Genomic DNA, 16,053 nt, shown 5'->3' with positions numbered 1-16,053 from the left:
GGCGATTAATGTACACCTGATATGTTTGCCTGAAAATATGCCAAATAATAGGCCTGTAGTTTTAAGATAAATCTGGAAATTGACCTTTAATGAATTAATTAATTGTCTTATGTTACGCATAACTTACTGAATTGAAAAAAGTTAAATGGTGTCCGAAATTCTGTTTTAATGTTTTTGGTTGGCTTTTTCATGCATAATGTCAGGCGGTTGCTGTAGATATTTAAGACGATTTTTGACAAAAATTCTCAATAGTAGAAAAGCTTCTTTTTTGTGCGAGTTTTTTATTTATAATTAGCCTGAGCACAGATAATTAAGAAATGACGTAAGGATAGTGGAGTGGAGCGTTCACTATAGATGGAGAGATTGGGGGATTACTAAAAGACAATCACATGCTTTATTTGGCTCGCCATAGTCAGCACGCTACCAGGCGCTGTGCATATTCTCCCTGGAGGGGTTTTGTTGCTTTATTGTTAAAGGGATGATTTGTGGCAACGACAATGTTTTTAGTAACTCAGGATCACTATCTCTTTGAAGGGGTGAGGATTTTCTTTCCAGATATCATCCAGTTACATTCGATAGAGCGTAAGCTTTTTGAGAGTGATGCCGAGGAGTTTTCGGTGCTGGTGGATAGTCGGGCGCCGCTTTGTTTTTACGATTATCTTATTCCTGGCGCAGCGGAAGCGGGTAAACGTATCTGCTGTATTATGCTTGATATGCGCCATCGGGAAGAGCATTTGCTGAGCTTAAAGTGGTTTCTCAACATGTCTTTGACGCCGACGGATATGGCTAATTTATTTAGCCTGTTTCTTGACGTGAAGAGTAAGCGATTGACCCGAGAATGGCTCAAGAATTTCAGCCTGAAACCGCAGGAACATATGACGTTGACTTTACTCAGAGCGGGGATGACCATGGAGCAAATAGCTGGGGTACTTAATACTTCGGTGAAAAGCCTGTATCGCAAGCGCATTGAGCTTTATGAACGTCTGGGGCTGGCTAACTTTAATGAAGCCTGTCTGTTTATTTTTAAAAATAGACTGCTCGAGTGTCCCGCGCCGAAGCGATAAAAAGGGAAATGAATGCAGAGTAAGCTATCTACATACAAGCCACTAAACAACGGTATTATTTTAATTTAATCAATCATTGATAGGTATAACCGTAGTTCAGGAATGACTCAGATGATAACCCGCGGTATATGATAAAAATGCTCTTTGGAAGTACTTACTGCTTCGGCAGTTTTAATGCACACAGCAATTAATATTATAAATGCTCTCAATATTGAGTTGGCATAGATTTATCGTGGATCAAATTACCGGGGTTTTCTTTCATTATTTCTTCGAATGGCGTGGTTATATTTATATACGCAAATTAGCTAGCATACGTGAGAGAAATTATCGAATGATCAAGGACAGTATCGCCGAATCTCTGGAAGCTCGCGGATTGTATCGCCGGGCTGCTTCGCGCTGGGTGGATGTGATGCAGACGTGCGTCGATGACAACGATCGCGAATGGATAAGGATGCACCGCAATAAATGCCTGAAAAAAGCGAAGCTGCCGCCGGCGCGTAAAGAGGAGTTTGCTGATATCCATAAGGCTGCCAGAGAGACGCAGTACCGTATGGGGATTGCCAAGCCGAATGGCGAAGTGTTCCGCCTTCCTGCTAAAAAGAAAGCGACGCGGCGCTAGCGTTTTCGGCGACATCTCGCTGAATCAGATCAAACCGATAGTGTGGTAAGGAAGCCGCGGGTTACTGACGGCCTGTCGGCTCCGCCTCATTCAGGGAATGACTAATTCTATCTCTTACCCGTTTCAGGAAGCTAAGGGCATCTGTTCCCCACAGGTGAGGATCAAAGTCTGAACCATAGCGCATCCTGAATTCCTCTTCCGGGTTATCTGCTTCCTTCAGCAGAAGGTCAATGTCTGCGATAAGGCCATACTTTATGGCGAGATGACTATCGGCGATAAATGCGTCAATTTTGGGGTCGATCTCATCACTATCATCGATAAGGTCATAATCCTGCCCGAAGTAAACCGTGATAAAGCCGTTAAGTTCATTCAGGTTCATTTTTGTCATGTACAAACCGTGTTCAGGGTAGAGGAAAGGCTGTCAATACAAAATAGGGTTTTCCATGCCAGTGCGCAAACTCGATGACCACCCGGACTTTGTAGCAAGTAGTTACTTCTTTCGCACCTTTGAATAATAATATTCCCGTCTGGTTCGCAAATATGCGATCCAACTGCATTTTTGCATTCATCCCAGGTGGTAGATGTCTTACCCACATCTCTATCTGAGTTTTATTGTCCTGAATAACGGCTGATACTAAGCGCTCAGCTTCACTGGTACTTTTGAAACTACTGACAGACTTTAATCGGGGAGTAGTATCCAGTCTCATTCTCAGCCCTTCTGGCGTTTTGCCAACATGATTTTGGAGAGTATGGCCACCTGATGAGCGACTCCTCAAAAATTCATGTTCAGCCAGTTTTATCCGTCCTCCACGTATAGAAGCAACGCGGATAGCACCCATTGTCAGCGCAAATCCCATAGGAATTGCAAGATCCAGAGTCATTCCAACGTTCACGGCAGTTTGGTGATCGGAACCCAGACTTTCGGCCAGAGATACTACAGAATTGTATGTATCGGTACTGACCTGCCTACCGGTCCATACCTGACGAAAGGAAGCCTGTATCGTATCCAGGCTGTGGGTTCCCACGATGACACACCCGATTTTAGTGATCATTGTTGGTTCGGGGGCTATGCACATGACTCCGGCACCAAACATTTCAACCAGACCGTTGGCCAATCCTAGACCTCCCCAGAGGCGATTACTAAGTGTTTCCCCCTCACTGACGGATTTATCGGCCAGAACGGCGGCTAGTTGTACGGGAGAAAGAGCCATTCTTATTCCGTTATTCTCTTGCATATCACAGACTTCCTGTTGTGATTAAATATTCGACACAATCATAACAGTCATTAGCATGAATTTTCATTACCGGATAAGCTACTATTGCTCTTATTTTCTCAAATACGTTCTGATTAGAGTGGGTTGAAGATAAATTGGCACTATTATTTTGCGTAAGTGGCTTATAAAGAGGGGCGGCTGAAACGAAGATTCATCTTAACGTTTTTATGTGACTCAATGCAGTATGTCACATCCGAACTGAAGGCCTGCGTTAGTGATGAATAACCGATGGCTGAAGTTAAAGGTAAAAACGATGGGCATTGAATGCCTAATGGCGCTGTGCTTATCAGGCATACGGTTCGCGGTAGGCCGTAGAAAAGCAAAAACCCAGCCATAGGCTGGGTTCTCTGAATAAGTGGTGCCCGGACTCGGAATCGAACCAAGGACACGGGGATTTTCAATCCCCTGCTCTACCGACTGAGCTATCCGGGCAACGGGGCGCATTAAACCGTAATCCGCCCACTGCGTCAATGAAATTTCTCTATTTATTGTTTGATTGCTTATCTTTGCGGCAATTCTGCGCCAAAAGGCGCGTTTTGCTTAAAATCACATCACTCCATTATCGCCTTCGCGAACTTTCCAGCCGCTGGTGATGGCGATGGCATGGCGTTTTCCGGAGATGTCGTAATCGCCAACGATCTCTTCATCATCTCGTGGCGAACTGATGGTTAGGATGGCATCCACTCCGTGGCGATAGGCGCCATGATGGCTGAAGATCGTGCCGATAAAGCATTTATCGTTGAGCCACACCGGGATCCACGCCACCGTTTCAACGGTGTAGTGCCCCGCAACGCCGCCATAGTAGTTGTCCGCATCATCTTTAGCGGTACCGGGGGGAACAGGACAAATCGGCTCATCGTTATCGTCAGCAGGTTTATCCTTTAGCAGGCTACCTTGCATGACGTCCAATGACTTCAATAAGCCCGCTTTATCTTTATCGTTTAAGGCTGGGGTGGGTGACTGCTCGTTTTCCGCAGCGCTGATGATATTGAGGTTATAACGGTAGCGGATGGTGATGGCCGGCGTCAGGTCGCTCTGGTTAAACGGACGCAGCAGATAGAGATTATCTTCCCCAAACACGCCGTTAAACCACAGGACGTAAACCTGGCCGTTGATTCTGACCCAGCGGCCCCACTGGTTCGCTCCGCGATCGTTAATAGAGTAAAGGGCGCCGGGCACGCCGGCATCGAAGTTATCGTCGTCATTGCTGTCGGCATCGTTCACCGATTCAAAGGCGCTATCGCCGCGTTTCAGCACGCCGGTATAGCTGAACAGGCCGGTACCGCCAACATAGCTATCGATGATGAGGTCGCGTTTGCCGTCGCCGTCGAGGTCGATAAGCGTGAAGCTGACTTTGCCGTTTTCCGAATCGGCGCTGATATCGGAATGTAAAAACGCCTGCCACTCATCGTCGCTGATATCCGCCGCTGGCTTGGTGGTTGAGACCGGCGCGTCGTCGGCATAGGTGAGGGTAAAGTGGCTGATGTGTCCGCTGAGCGGAAACTGTTCCGCAATGTTCTCTAATGCGAGTTCCGGATTGCGTTTTTGCTCTTTTAGGAGCGCGTCGTGCAACGTCTTCAGCGCGAGTATATCGGCCTCTCGTTGCTTGCGGGGAATAACCTTGCTGACGAAGGTGGGAAGCTGCCAGGTTCCGCCAGGGGTGATTTCCCGACACATGCCGGTGCTGTACTTGAGGCTTTGCACAAAGGTTTTGCCATCCCACACACGTTCTTCCCCATTAACGCAGTCGGCGACGCTGCGCCCTTTGTTGAAGAAGGTCATTACGCCATCGTTATAGCTGGAGGCATCAGTGGTTATCAGCTGTGGCCTGGCGGCCTGTGTGTTATCGACAACCCACATCGCGTAGCCGTCGTTATAGGCGGCGCGCCAGCACAGAGTCTGCAGCAGCGAGTGATTTTTATCCAGCGGGGTGACGGTGATCTGCCGTTCGCTGGCCGGAATATCGGCGTTTTGCCAGTCATCACAACGGCTGTTGAGCGCGCTTTCCAATTGCGGCAGCCATTTCTGCTGTTGTTTAGCTGTTAACGCAACGGGCTGGGAGTTGTGAATAAACGGCGCGCTAAGGATCTCCGGCGCGGGAATGGCGTGCAGGACGGCACTCTCATCGCTGTCGCCTTTACGTAACAGGGCATCGGCGGTGCCAATCCGCTGCTGGAATTCATCGACCTTAAGGAATACCGCGCTGCTGCCCGCGTTAGATAGGCGTTTGCGCTGGCCATTGAGCGCCAGTTCGATTTTCGCGTTTTGCTCCAGGGCGGTAATAAGCGCGCTGGTTTGCGTACTGTCAAAGTGAAAATGGTTATCGTCGATAGCCTCAAGCGTCCCACGATCGCTATCGTTGATAAACAGATTTACGCTGGCATCTGGCGGAATATCGTGCTCGGTCTGCGCAAACGTGACCTGCGCGGTTACCTGCCGCCCGGCGCCTGCACTGCGTGTCAGCAGGACGCTGACTTCGCCCATTGTCGCGCCATAGCCCGCAGCCCGGCAGGTGCCGGTATTATCGCAGGCGACTTCCCAGTCTTTGTAGGCGAAAGAGAAACCGCGAGGAGGGGCGGCCATCAGCGAGGTCGAACAAAGCCCCAGTACGGCGGCCCAGAGAAGTGGACGCATAGAAATCCCTGCCACAGAAAGTGTCAGGGAATTATATGCGCCTTGCAGGGGTTCGGAAATCCGAATTACGTGAGCGCGCCGCCCATCCGGCAGCGGGCAAAGCGCAGAATATCTTCCGCCAGACGCTGGGCGGTATCGACGTCGGCCTGGCTGCGCTTGATCAGCATGCGGCTCAGGCAGCCTTCGACGATTAATTCCATCTGCTTGGCGACCATTTCCGGATCATCCACCTCAAGCAGGGTCAGCAGCTCGTGCGTGTAGGCCAGTGACGCCTGCTTCTGCTGTTCCGCTAACTGGTGAATCGGGTGCTGAGCATCCGGATAGAAAGTACAGGCGGCGATAAACAGGCAGCCCGGATAGCGGTGGTTGCTGACGCATTTGGTCAGCGCGCTATAGCGCGCCAGCAGCTTTTGTTCTGCGCTCAGCGTCTCATCCAGCAACAGTTGGCGACGCCAGGCGTCTACCTGCTGGCTTAAATAACGCAGGGCGTCATAGAGCAACGCTTCGCGATCGGGCCAAAAGCGCTTGAGGTCATCAAGCGGATATGCGACGCGGTCGGCGACCATTTCCAGCGTGGTGTTGGCGATACCCTCGATTTCGAGAATTTGTATGGCTTCACCCAGGACATCTTCACGTTGCACGGTAGTCTCCTCCATTTATCCTCCTCAAGTGTCGTTCACGGTTGCCAATCGCGCAAATGGGCGCTGAATGCCGCAGCATTCATAAACCCGGTGACGCGCTGCGCGGGCTGCTCTTCTCCCTGCGCGTTGAAGAACAGAATCGTCGGCAAGCCGAGCACCTGTAAATGCTTCAGCAGGGCCGCGTCTTGCGCGCTGTTCTTAGTGACATCCACTTGCAACAGAACGGTCTCTTTTAGGGCCTGTCGCACTTCAGGAGCGCTAAAGGTATATTTTTCGAACTCTTTACAGGCCACGCACCAGTCAGCATACAGATCGAGCATGACCGGTTTCCCTTTGGCCTGCGCTAACGCCTGGTTGAGTTCATCCACGGTGCTGACGCGGGTAAACTCCAGATGCGCCTGCTGCTGGACGGCCGGTGCGCCAAAGGCCCAATCCTGCAGCGGACGCGCGCTAACCAGCGCGGCGCCCAGCATGACGATTTGCACCAGCCGTAGCCACGGTTTGCTCGCGCCAAGCGAGGTGATAAACGCCCAGCTGAAGAAGGCGACGCCAAGCAGAGACCACAGGCGTAAACCCCAGGCTTCGCCGATCACGCGCTCCAGTAAAAAGACCGGCAGCGCGAGGATCACGAAGCCAAACGCGGTCTTGACGTGAGCCATCCACGGCCCGCTCTTCGGTAGCAGACGGTTACCGAACACGGTCACCAGGATCAGCGGCAGCCCCATTCCCAGCGCGTATAAATACAGCGTGCCGCCGCCAAGCCACAGATTACCGCTTTGAGCGATATACAACAGAATGGCGCTAAGCGGGGCCGTAGTGCAAGGGGAACAGATAAGCCCGGCGATGGCGCCCATTGCAAACACGCCGCCAGGCGAGCCCCCCTGGCGCTTGTTGCTCATTAGCGTCAGTCGGGTTTGCAGCGATGAAGGCAGCTGCAGCGTAAACAGGCCGAACATCGACAGCGCCAGCGCGATAAATACCACTGACAGCCCAATTAATACGTAAGGGTGCTGCAGCGCGGCCTGAAACTGCAGACCGGCGGCGGCCACGACCAACCCCAGCGCGGTATAGGTAACCGCCATCCCCTGGACATAAATAAAGGCCAACAGCAGGGCGCGTGCCGTTGATAAGCGCTGCTTACCGCCGAGGACAATCCCGGAAATCAGTGGATACATTGGCAAGACACAAGGCGTAAAGGCGATACCGATACCAATCAGCAGCGCCCATAACGCCGAAAATGGCAGCGACGCGGGCTCCGCGCCGGTTTGGCTGCCGCTGGCCGGGAGCGCGGCGGGCGCTGATGGTTTGGCCGCTTGCGCCTTGTCGGAATCGGCGAGCACCGCGCTGAGCGGCACGACTTTGGTCTCCGGCGGATAGCAGAACCCGGCGTCGGCACAGCCCTGATAGGTGACGGTCAGCGTGGCTGCTTTGCTGGCTTCCGCAAGGGTAATCGGCAAGGTCAGGCGCTGACGATAAATTTCGCTTTTGCCGTAAAACTCGTCTTCATGCCATTCGCCAGGCGGTAGCGAAGGTTCGACGATCGCCGCATCTTTTGCCGTCAGCGTGATCTGCTTACGGTAGAGGTAGTAACCATCCTTGATGCGCCAGCTCAGGTTGAGGTCGTGTTGATTCTGCTGAAAGTCAAAGGCGAAAGCCCGATCGGCAGGCACGAAGTTTGAGCGCCCGGGGGCGTCAAACAACCCGGCGCTGGCCGATGCGCTGCACAGTAGCAGGATCAGCGTAATGATGCGTTGAGCCATGAGAGGTAATCGTTGTCTCCGTGAGTAACCGGCAGGACCAGTAGTTCGGGGGTTTGATACGGGTGATGGGACTTCAGGCAGTCCAGTAACGCCTGCTGATGGGTCTGATTGGTTTTGAGCAGCATCTGGACTTCATACTCCTGCTCAAGCTTCCCTTCCCAGTAGTAGAGCGACGTCGCTCCCGGCAGGATGGTGGCGCAGGCGGCGAGTTTTTCTCCGAGCACTTTGGCCGCCAGATCCTGGGCGGTCGCTTCATCCGGCGCGGTACAGAGTACAACAACAGCATCAGGCGTAGTCATCGTGAACCTCGTATCAGCGAAAAGAGGCACTATAGCATGCATGATGCGGAGAGATTAACCAAAGGGGCCAGTTACTTCACTGGCCCCTTTTTAACGATCTTACAGCATGAGGCCGCCGAAGATGAATCCGAGGATCACGCAAAGCGTAATGGCGATGACGCCCGGGATCAGGAAGGCGTGGTTAAAGACATATTTGCCGATACGCGTGGAACCGGTGTCGTCCATTTCGACCGCGGCCAGCAGGGTCGGATAGGTTGGCAGCACGAACAGCGCTGAGACCGCGGCGAATGAGGCAATTGCCGTCAGCGGGGTGACGCCGAGCAGCAGTGCGGCGGGCATTAACGCCTTGGTCGTGGCGGCCTGTGAATAGAGCAGCGTAGCCGCGAAGAACAGCACCACCGCCAGCAGCCACGGATAGTTGTGCAGCAGATCGCCCGCCACCGTCTGGATATCGGCAATATGTGCTTTGACGAAGGTATCCCCAAGCCAGGCGACGCCGAGCACGCAGACGCAGGCGCTCATCCCGGACTTGAAGGTGCTGGCGTTCAGCACTTCGCCGGTATCGATCTTACAGGTGATGCTAATCAGCGTGGCGATGGTCAGCATGAAGACCACGATCGCTTCGTTACGCGGCAGCACCGGGTTCTGGATCAGGCCGACGGTGTCGCTGATGGCGGTAGCGTAGAACATGACCGCGACAATGCCCACCAGGAACAGCAGAACGGAGCGTTTAGCATGCGGCTTCAGCTCGAAGACCTGACTGCCGCGCAGGCTCACTTCCCCTTTTGCCAGTCGCTCCTGGTATACCGGGTCGTCTTTCAGCTCGCAGCCGAGGAAGTTACAGACGACGGCGGTCAGCATGACGGCAATCAGGGTAACCGGCAGGCAGATCGCCAGCAGCGTCAGGTAGCTGACGCCAAGCGGTTCGAGAATACCGGCAAAGAAGACCACTGCCGCGGAGATCGGCGAGGCGGTAATCGCAATCTGCGAAGCGACAACGGCGATGGAGAGCGGGCGGGAAGGGCGAATACCCTGCTCTTTCGCCACTTCGGTAATCACTGGCAGGGTAGAGAACGCGGTATGACCGGTGCCTGCCAGCACGGTCATAAACCAGGTGACCAGCGGCGCAAGGAAGGTAATGTACTTGGGATGGCGGCGTAGCATACGTTCGGCGAGGCTGACCAGATAGTCCATCCCTCCGGCGACCTGCATCGCGGCGATAGCGGCGATAACCGCCATGATAATTTCAATGACGTCAAAGGGGATTGCCCCGGGTGGAATTTGAAAAATTAAGGTTAAGACGAGGACGCCGAGGCCACCGGCAAAGCCGATACCAATGCCTCCCAGACGGGCCCCCAAATAGATTGCCAGCAAGACAACCACGAGCTCTGCACCAAACATATATGCCTTCCTTGTTTTTTAACAAGTTGATATTGAATTGTTGTCGTTTCGTAAACCCAAAAAAGCAAAAAGGCATGTCATTACTGACATGCCTTTGGTTAGTTTACCCTGAAAGCTTACTGTTCGCTTTCATCGGTATACCGTTTTGCTTTATAAGCCGGATGCATCAGGTTTTGCGGAGAGAAAATGTCGTCCAGCTCGGCTTCGGTCAGCAGCCCGCGCTCCAGTACCACTTCACGTACGCTCTTACCGGTTTCGGCGCAGATCTTGCCGACGATATCGCCATTGTGGTGGCCGATGAACGGGTTGAGGTAGGTCACGATACCGATGGAGTTGTAGACGTAGCTTTCGCATACCGCTTTGTTGGCGGTAATGCCGTTCACGCATTTTTCCAGCAGGTTGTAGCAGGCGTTGGTCAGGATGTGGATAGATTCAAACATCGCCTGGCCAATCACCGGCTCCATAACGTTCAGCTGCAGCTGACCGGCTTCGGAGGCCATGGTTACGGTGGTATCGTTGCCGATAACTTTGAAGCACACCTGGTTAACCACTTCTGGCACCACCGGGTTAACTTTTGCCGGCATGATGGAGGAACCGGCCTGCAGTTCTGGCAGGTTGATTTCATTCAGCCCAGCGCGCGGGCCGGAAGAGAGCAGGCGCAGGTCGTTACAAATTTTGGACAGTTTGACCGCCAGGCGTTTCAGCGAACTGTGAACCATCACATACGCGCCGCAGTCAGAAGTCGCTTCAATCAGGTCTTCCGCCGGAACGACCGGCAGGTTGCTGACTTCCGCCAGTTTCTGTACCGCCAGCTGCTGATAACCGTCAGGGGTGTTCAGGCGAGTCCCGATAGCGGTCGCGCCGAGGTTCACTTCCAGCAGCAGTTCTGCGGTACGCAGAATACTTTTGGTTTCTTCGTTCAGCAGAACGTTAAAAGCGTGGAATTCCTGGCCGAGGGTCATCGGCACCGCATCCTGCAACTGCGTGCGGCCCATTTTCAGGACATCCTGGAACTCGACGGCTTTTGCCTGGAAACCTTCGCCCAGCTGTTTGATGGCGTCGATCAGTTTGAGAATCGAAGCATAGACCGCGATGCGGAAACCGGTTGGGTAGGCGTCGTTAGTGGACTGGCATTTGTTGACGTGATCATTAGGGTTGAGGAACTGGTATTCACCTTTCTGGTGGCCCATCAGTTCCAGACCGATATTCGCCAGCACTTCGTTGGTGTTCATGTTGACGGAGGTGCCCGCGCCGCCCTGGAACACATCAACCGGGAACTGGTCCATGCATTTACCGTTGTTCAGCACCTCATCGCATGCGGCGACAATAGTGTTCGCTACGCTTTTAGGAATGGTTTGCAGTTCCTTGTTAGCCAGCGCGGCGGCCTTCTTCACCATCACCATGCCCCGAACAAACTCAGGGATGTCGCTAATCTTGTTGTTGCTGATGTAGAAGTTTTCAATCGCTCTCAGAGTATGAACGCCATAGTATGCGTCAGCTGGAACTTCCCTGGTGCCCAACAGATCTTCTTCGATACGAATGTTGTTTAACATGTGAACCTTCTTTTTCAAGCTGCCAATGAATTCACCAAATACACAGAATTTATAGGATTTAGCGTATTTTCAGACCGAAGATTATTTCCTTAACCGGCCCGGTGCCCACGATCATATGCTGATGATAGCGAAGTTCAGTAACCTTGATCACTTATTATATAGCGCGGCGGATAAGAATTATTAATCTGTGAAATGAGTCACCGCTTTACTATTTTTGAAAAAAATGCCGTTGCCGTTGATTGAAAAATGGCGCGCCAACCCCACATTCCTATGACGCGAATAGCAAATTTATCACTACGGGCGTCTGCGACGACGGCCGATTGAAGGAGACGCCGGTGCGTTGGATCCCATTTATTGCCTTTTTCTTATACGTTTACGTCGAGATCTCGATCTTTATCCAGGTCGCGCATGTGCTCGGCGTGCTGTTGACGCTGATCCTGGTTATCTTTAGCTCGGTGGTGGGGATGTCGCTGGTGCGCAACCAGGGCTTCAAAAACCTGATGCTGATGCAGCAGAAAATGGCGGCTGGCGAAAGCCCTGCCGCAGAAATGATTAAAAGCGTGTCGCTGATTATCGCCGGGCTTCTGCTGCTGATCCCAGGCTTCTTTACCGACTTCCTCGGCCTGCTGCTGCTGTTGCCGCCGGTGCAAAAGCTGATGACCTTAAAACTGATGCCGTATCTGCGCTTTAGCCGGATGCCGGGCGGCGGTTTTAGCGCCGGCGCCGGCAACGGAGACACCTTCGAAGGGGAGTTCCAGCGCAAAGACGACGAACGCGACCGTCTGGATCACAAAGACGACCGCTAAAACGACAAAACCGGCCTGCGCCGGTTTTTTGTTATCTGTTTGCTGAAGGTGAGCGTGCTGGCAAGGCGAACCACAGCACCGCCAACATGATGATGGCGTACAAACTCTTCCAGCCGACCATGGCCAACAGCAGCAGGCATAGCACGCTTCCCACCGTGGCCAGCACACGGTATTTACCGTGCAGGAGTCGGCATCCCGCCAGCATGCACAGCAGATAAATCATGATGAAAATGCCGTTGGCATAGACGATAAGCGCATCGAGATTAATGTTCAGCCAGTAAATGCACAGCGTACTGAGTACGCAGCAGCCTAAGACCGCATTCAGCGCGTTGCGCGGTACCTGGCGCGGCGACAGGCGGGCCAGATAGCTCTCCGGTTTGAACTGCGCCTGCGACCAGACCAGGCGGGCAAAACTTTGGATATAGATATTAAGGCTGGCGAAGCAGGCGAGGTAGCCGATTACGCAGGCAACCCACAGCGCCTGCACGCCGAACAGTCGCACTACGATGTTTGGCAGCGAAGCCGCCGCCGCCATTTCCTCACCGAAGGCGCGAAAATGCAGAACGACTACCGTACAGCCCCAATAAACGGTGCCAGCCAGCACCAGGCCAATCATCAGCGCTCGGGGGAAGTCGCGCTCCGGACGTTTAAACTCTGATGCCAGATGAGCAAAGGCTTCCAGGCCGACGAAGCACCAGAACATCACCGATAGGGCCGCAAACAGCTGCGACGTGTCGACATCTTTAGGCTGCGGGAAAGGGATCTGCGCCGGGTTTATGCCGCCGCGCCACCAGATGGCGACGATCAGCGCGACAATCATTACCGCAACCAGCGTCTGTAGATTGGCGCTGGAACTGGCGCCGCGTGAACCCACCCACCAGACGATCGCCAGCGTGCCGAGTTCGGCAAGCAGCAGCTGAGTATCGTGCCAGCCGAACAGCGCCTGGCCAAAACCGGTGGCGATATGCAAGGCGGCGGGTAAGCCCACCGGGATCACCGATAAAAACAGCCAACCGGTTACCCGCGCCAGACGCGGGCCGAACGCCATATCCACAAAATGAGCCACGCCGCCAGCGCTGGGAAAGTGGCGCCCAAGCACGGCAAACACGATAGCGATGGGAAAAACCAGCAGAATCAGCGCCGGCCACGCCCACAGGCTATTATCGCCTGCGACCAGCGCCGCCAGCGCCGGTACGGCGAATACGCCGGTTCCCAGTAGTGATGTTGAAAGTAACCCGACTCCCTGACCTAACCCCAGCTCCTGTTTTAAACCACTCATGACTCAATCCTGCGCGCGGCAAAAAAACGATGTTATCACAACCCCTTGCGCCAGAAAGCGCGGCCGACACGCGAATATTTTTGCGCGTCAGCGCACAGGCGGAAATTTTTTTTTAATTTTCCCCTTGAAGCGGTAAATGGCCATCCCCATCTCTCTCTGCACTAGTCGGAAACCGTTTACGGCCCGGCGCCATCCATAACTGATAATGACTTTCTCGAAGGAGAGCTATCAATGAGTATTCGTCCGTTACATGATCGTGTGATCGTCAAACGTAAAGAAGTTGAAACCAAATCTGCAGGCGGCATCGTTCTGACCGGTTCTGCGGCAGCTAAATCAACTCGTGGCGAAATCATCGCTGTCGGTAAAGGCCGCATCCTGGAAAACGGAACTGTGCAGCCGCTGGACGTTAAAGTTGGTGACATCGTGATTTTCAACGATGGTTACGGCGTGAAGTCTGAGAAGATCGACAACGAAGAAGTGCTGATCATGTCCGAAAGCGACATTCTGGCAATTGTTGAAGCGTAATTCGCACGACCCTGAACGAATTTGAGGAATAAAAGAAATGGCAGCAAAAGACGTAAAATTCGGTAACGACGCTCGTGTAAAAATGCTGCGCGGCGTAAACGTACTGGCAGATGCAGTTAAAGTGACCCTGGGCCCGAAAGGCCGTAACGTTGTTCTGGACAAATCCTTCGGCGCGCCGACCATCACTAAAGATGGCGTATCCGTTGCTCGTGAAATCGAACTGGAAGACAAATTCGAAAACATGGGCGCGCAGATGGTGAAAGAAGTTGCCTCTAAAGCGAACGACGCTGCAGGCGACGGTACCACCACCGCAACCGTACTGGCTCAGGCTATCGTTAACGAAGGCCTGAAAGCCGTTGCTGCGGGCATGAACCCGATGGATCTGAAACGTGGTATCGACAAAGCTGTCGTTGCCGCCGTTGAAGAACTGAAAGCGCTGTCCGTACCGTGCTCCGATTCTAAAGCGATTGCTCAGGTTGGTACTATCTCCGCTAACTCCGACGAAACCGTAGGTAAACTGATCGCTGAAGCGATGGATAAAGTCGGTAAAGAAGGCGTTATCACCGTTGAAGACGGTACCGGTCTGGAAGACGAACTGGACGTGGTTGAAGGTATGCAGTTCGACCGCGGCTACCTGTCCCCATACTTCATCAACAAGCCGGACACCGGCGCCGTTGAACTGGAAAGCCCGTTCATCCTGCTGGCTGACAAAAAAATCTCCAACATCCGCGAAATGCTGCCGGTTCTGGAAGCCGTAGCGAAAGCCGGCAAACCGCTGGTTATCATCGCTGAAGACGTTGAAGGCGAAGCGCTGGCGACCCTGGTGGTTAACACCATGCGCGGCATCGTGAAAGTTGCTGCGGTTAAAGCGCCGGGCTTCGGTGACCGTCGTAAAGCTATGCTGCAGGACATCGCGACTCTGACTGGTGGTACCGTTATCTCTGAAGAGATCGGTATGGAGCTGGAAAAAGCGACTCTGGAAGACCTGGGTCAGGCGAAACGCGTTGTTATCAACAAAGACACCACCACCATCATCGATGGCGTTGGCGAAGAAGCGGCGATTCAGGGCCGCGTTGCTCAGATCCGTAAGCAGATCGAAGAAGCGACCTCTGATTACGACCGTGAAAAACTGCAGGAGCGCGTGGCTAAACTGGCCGGCGGCGTTGCGGTAATCAAAGTCGGTGCTGCTACCGAAGTTGAAATGAAAGAGAAAAAAGCGCGCGTTGACGATGCCCTGCATGCGACCCGTGCTGCGGTTGAAGAAGGCGTGGTAGCTGGCGGCGGTGTAGCGCTGGTTCGCGTTGCGGCGAAAATCGCTGGCCTGACCGGTCAGAACGAAGATCAGAACGTCGGTATCAAAGTTGCGCTGCGCGCAATGGAAGCGCCGCTGCGTCAGATCGTTTCCAACGCTGGCGAAGAGCCGTCTGTTGTTGCTAACAACGTGAAAGCTGGTGACGGTAACTACGGTTACAACGCGGCAACCGAAGAGTACGGCAACATGATCGACTTCGGTATCCTGGACCCAACTAAAGTCACCCGTTCTGCGCTGCAGTACGCGGCATCCGTTGCTGGTCTGATGATCACTACCGAGTGCATGGTGACCGACCTGCCGAAAGGCGATGCGCCTGACTTAGGTGCTGCTGGTGGTATGGGCGGCATGGGCGGTATGGGCGGCATGATGTAATCGTGCGCTATACGGCATAAAAACGCAGAAACCCCCGGTCAGAAATGGCTGGGGGTTTTTCTTTTTGCTGGCTTTTTAGTATAAGGTTTACATCCGGGCCAGTGCGTCCAGCTCATTGGGGAATAACATGCAGGTAAAATATTTAGCAGGGATTGTCGGCGCAGCATTATTGTTAGCGGGTTGCAGTTCCAGCAACGAATTAACCGCAGGCGGCCAGAGCGTGCGTTTTGTTGAAGATAAACCAGGAACGGAATGTCAGCTGTTAGGGACGGCTACCGGCACGCAAAGCAACTGGCTGTCAGGCCAGAATGGCGATGAAGGCGGCTCTATGCGCGGCGCGGCGAATGCTCTACGTAACCAGGCGGCGGCTATGGGCGGTAACGTCATTTATGGCGTGAGCAGCCCGACGCAGAACCTGCTGTCGAGCTTTGTCCCGACCGATAGCCAGATGAACGGCCAGGTTTATAAGTGCCCGAACTGATGCGTTAAGCACTCTCTGCCTGCGCAGAGAGTG

15 protein-coding genes and 1 tRNA gene are annotated in these 16,053 nt (G+C 53.4%); 6 read left to right on the top strand and 10 right to left on the bottom strand.

Annotated elements, in window-relative coordinates:
* Positions 1–497: 497 nt before the first annotated feature.
* Together PGS10_RS15860 and PGS10_RS15855 are read left to right on the top strand one after the other, a co-directional pair.
* Complete coding sequence (locus tag PGS10_RS15860; protein WP_045396469.1) at positions 498–1,064, top strand: helix-turn-helix transcriptional regulator; 567 nt, start codon at positions 498–500, stop codon at positions 1,062–1,064.
* A gap of 199 nt (positions 1,065–1,263) precedes the next feature.
* On the top strand, positions 1,264–1,683 hold the full coding sequence (locus tag PGS10_RS15855) for a PerC family transcriptional regulator (protein WP_316423233.1): 420 nt from the start codon (positions 1,264–1,266) through the stop codon (positions 1,681–1,683).
* A 61-nt stretch (positions 1,684–1,744) separates the two neighbouring features.
* Here PGS10_RS15855 and PGS10_RS15850 read toward each other — a convergent pair whose 3' ends face one another.
* The 9 genes from PGS10_RS15850 to aspA all read right to left on the bottom strand — a co-directional run bounded on the left by PGS10_RS15850 (position 1,745) and on the right by aspA (position 11,245).
* A complete protein-coding gene (locus PGS10_RS15850; protein WP_316423232.1) occupies positions 1,745–2,071 on the bottom strand; it encodes a contact-dependent growth inhibition system immunity protein in 327 nt (108 codons plus the stop codon).
* Between the two features lie 13 nt (positions 2,072–2,084).
* Positions 2,085–2,918 carry an RNase A-like domain-containing protein gene (locus PGS10_RS15845; protein ID WP_316423231.1) on the bottom strand — a complete coding sequence of 278 codons (834 nt, stop codon included), beginning with the start codon at positions 2,916–2,918 and terminating at the stop codon, positions 2,085–2,087.
* Between the two features lie 395 nt (positions 2,919–3,313).
* Positions 3,314–3,389, bottom strand: a tRNA-Phe gene (locus PGS10_RS15840).
* Between the two features lie 114 nt (positions 3,390–3,503).
* Positions 3,504–5,591 carry a DUF1176 domain-containing protein gene (locus PGS10_RS15835; protein ID WP_316423230.1) on the bottom strand — a complete coding sequence of 696 codons (2,088 nt, stop codon included), beginning with the start codon at positions 5,589–5,591 and terminating at the stop codon, positions 3,504–3,506.
* Positions 5,592–5,656: 65 nt separating this feature from the next.
* Positions 5,657–6,232, bottom strand: a complete 576-nt coding sequence (locus PGS10_RS15830) for a transcriptional regulator (protein ID WP_045396541.1) — start codon at positions 6,230–6,232, stop codon at positions 5,657–5,659.
* A 35-nt stretch (positions 6,233–6,267) separates the two neighbouring features.
* Positions 6,268–7,992, bottom strand: coding sequence for a protein-disulfide reductase DsbD (locus PGS10_RS15825; RefSeq protein ID WP_316423229.1), 1,725 nt, complete (start codon positions 7,990–7,992; stop codon positions 6,268–6,270).
* Positions 7,968–8,291: a divalent cation tolerance protein CutA gene (gene cutA, locus PGS10_RS15820; protein ID WP_045396450.1), complete on the bottom strand. Its 324-nt coding sequence runs from the start codon at positions 8,289–8,291 to the stop codon at positions 7,968–7,970. The genes PGS10_RS15825 and cutA overlap by 25 nt, the downstream gene beginning before the upstream one ends.
* A 99-nt stretch (positions 8,292–8,390) precedes the next feature.
* A complete protein-coding gene (locus PGS10_RS15815; protein WP_015368669.1) occupies positions 8,391–9,692 on the bottom strand; it encodes an anaerobic C4-dicarboxylate transporter in 1,302 nt (433 codons plus the stop codon).
* Between the two features lie 116 nt (positions 9,693–9,808).
* Complete coding sequence (aspA, locus tag PGS10_RS15810) at positions 9,809–11,245, bottom strand: aspartate ammonia-lyase (RefSeq protein WP_045380159.1); 1,437 nt, start codon at positions 11,243–11,245, stop codon at positions 9,809–9,811.
* A gap of 335 nt (positions 11,246–11,580) precedes the next feature.
* Between aspA and PGS10_RS15805 the strand changes: the two genes are divergently transcribed.
* Entirely contained in the window at positions 11,581–12,051 is a 471-nt protein-coding gene (locus PGS10_RS15805) for an FxsA family protein (protein ID WP_015368667.1), read from the top strand.
* A gap of 31 nt (positions 12,052–12,082) precedes the next feature.
* Here PGS10_RS15805 and yjeH read toward each other — a convergent pair whose 3' ends face one another.
* On the bottom strand, positions 12,083–13,330 hold the full coding sequence (gene yjeH / locus PGS10_RS15800; RefSeq protein WP_047050402.1) for an L-methionine/branched-chain amino acid transporter: 1,248 nt from the start codon (positions 13,328–13,330) through the stop codon (positions 12,083–12,085).
* A 231-nt stretch (positions 13,331–13,561) separates the two neighbouring features.
* Here yjeH and PGS10_RS15795 point away from each other — a divergent pair, with 231 nt between their 5' ends.
* The 3 genes from PGS10_RS15795 (at position 13,562) to PGS10_RS15785 (ending at position 16,020) form a co-directional block, all read left to right on the top strand.
* Positions 13,562–13,855 carry a co-chaperone GroES gene (locus tag PGS10_RS15795; RefSeq protein WP_003855929.1) on the top strand — a complete coding sequence of 98 codons (294 nt, stop codon included), beginning with the start codon at positions 13,562–13,564 and terminating at the stop codon, positions 13,853–13,855.
* Between the two features lie 37 nt (positions 13,856–13,892).
* Positions 13,893–15,539 carry a chaperonin GroEL gene (gene groL / locus PGS10_RS15790; RefSeq protein ID WP_015368665.1) on the top strand — a complete coding sequence of 549 codons (1,647 nt, stop codon included), beginning with the start codon at positions 13,893–13,895 and terminating at the stop codon, positions 15,537–15,539.
* Positions 15,540–15,666: 127 nt separating this feature from the next.
* Positions 15,667–16,020 (top strand): DUF4156 domain-containing protein, encoded by a 354-nt coding sequence (locus PGS10_RS15785; RefSeq protein ID WP_015368664.1) that lies wholly within the window; start codon positions 15,667–15,669, stop codon positions 16,018–16,020.
* Positions 16,021–16,053 lie beyond the last annotated feature (33 nt).

Origin of the sequence: Klebsiella sp. 141153 (assembly GCF_032601995.1) — a bacterium.
Classification (GTDB): Bacteria; Pseudomonadota; Gammaproteobacteria; order Enterobacterales; family Enterobacteriaceae; genus Klebsiella; species Klebsiella aerogenes.
The sequence above is the reverse complement of the archived record's forward strand: the minus strand, read 5'-3'. Positions and strand labels throughout refer to the sequence as shown.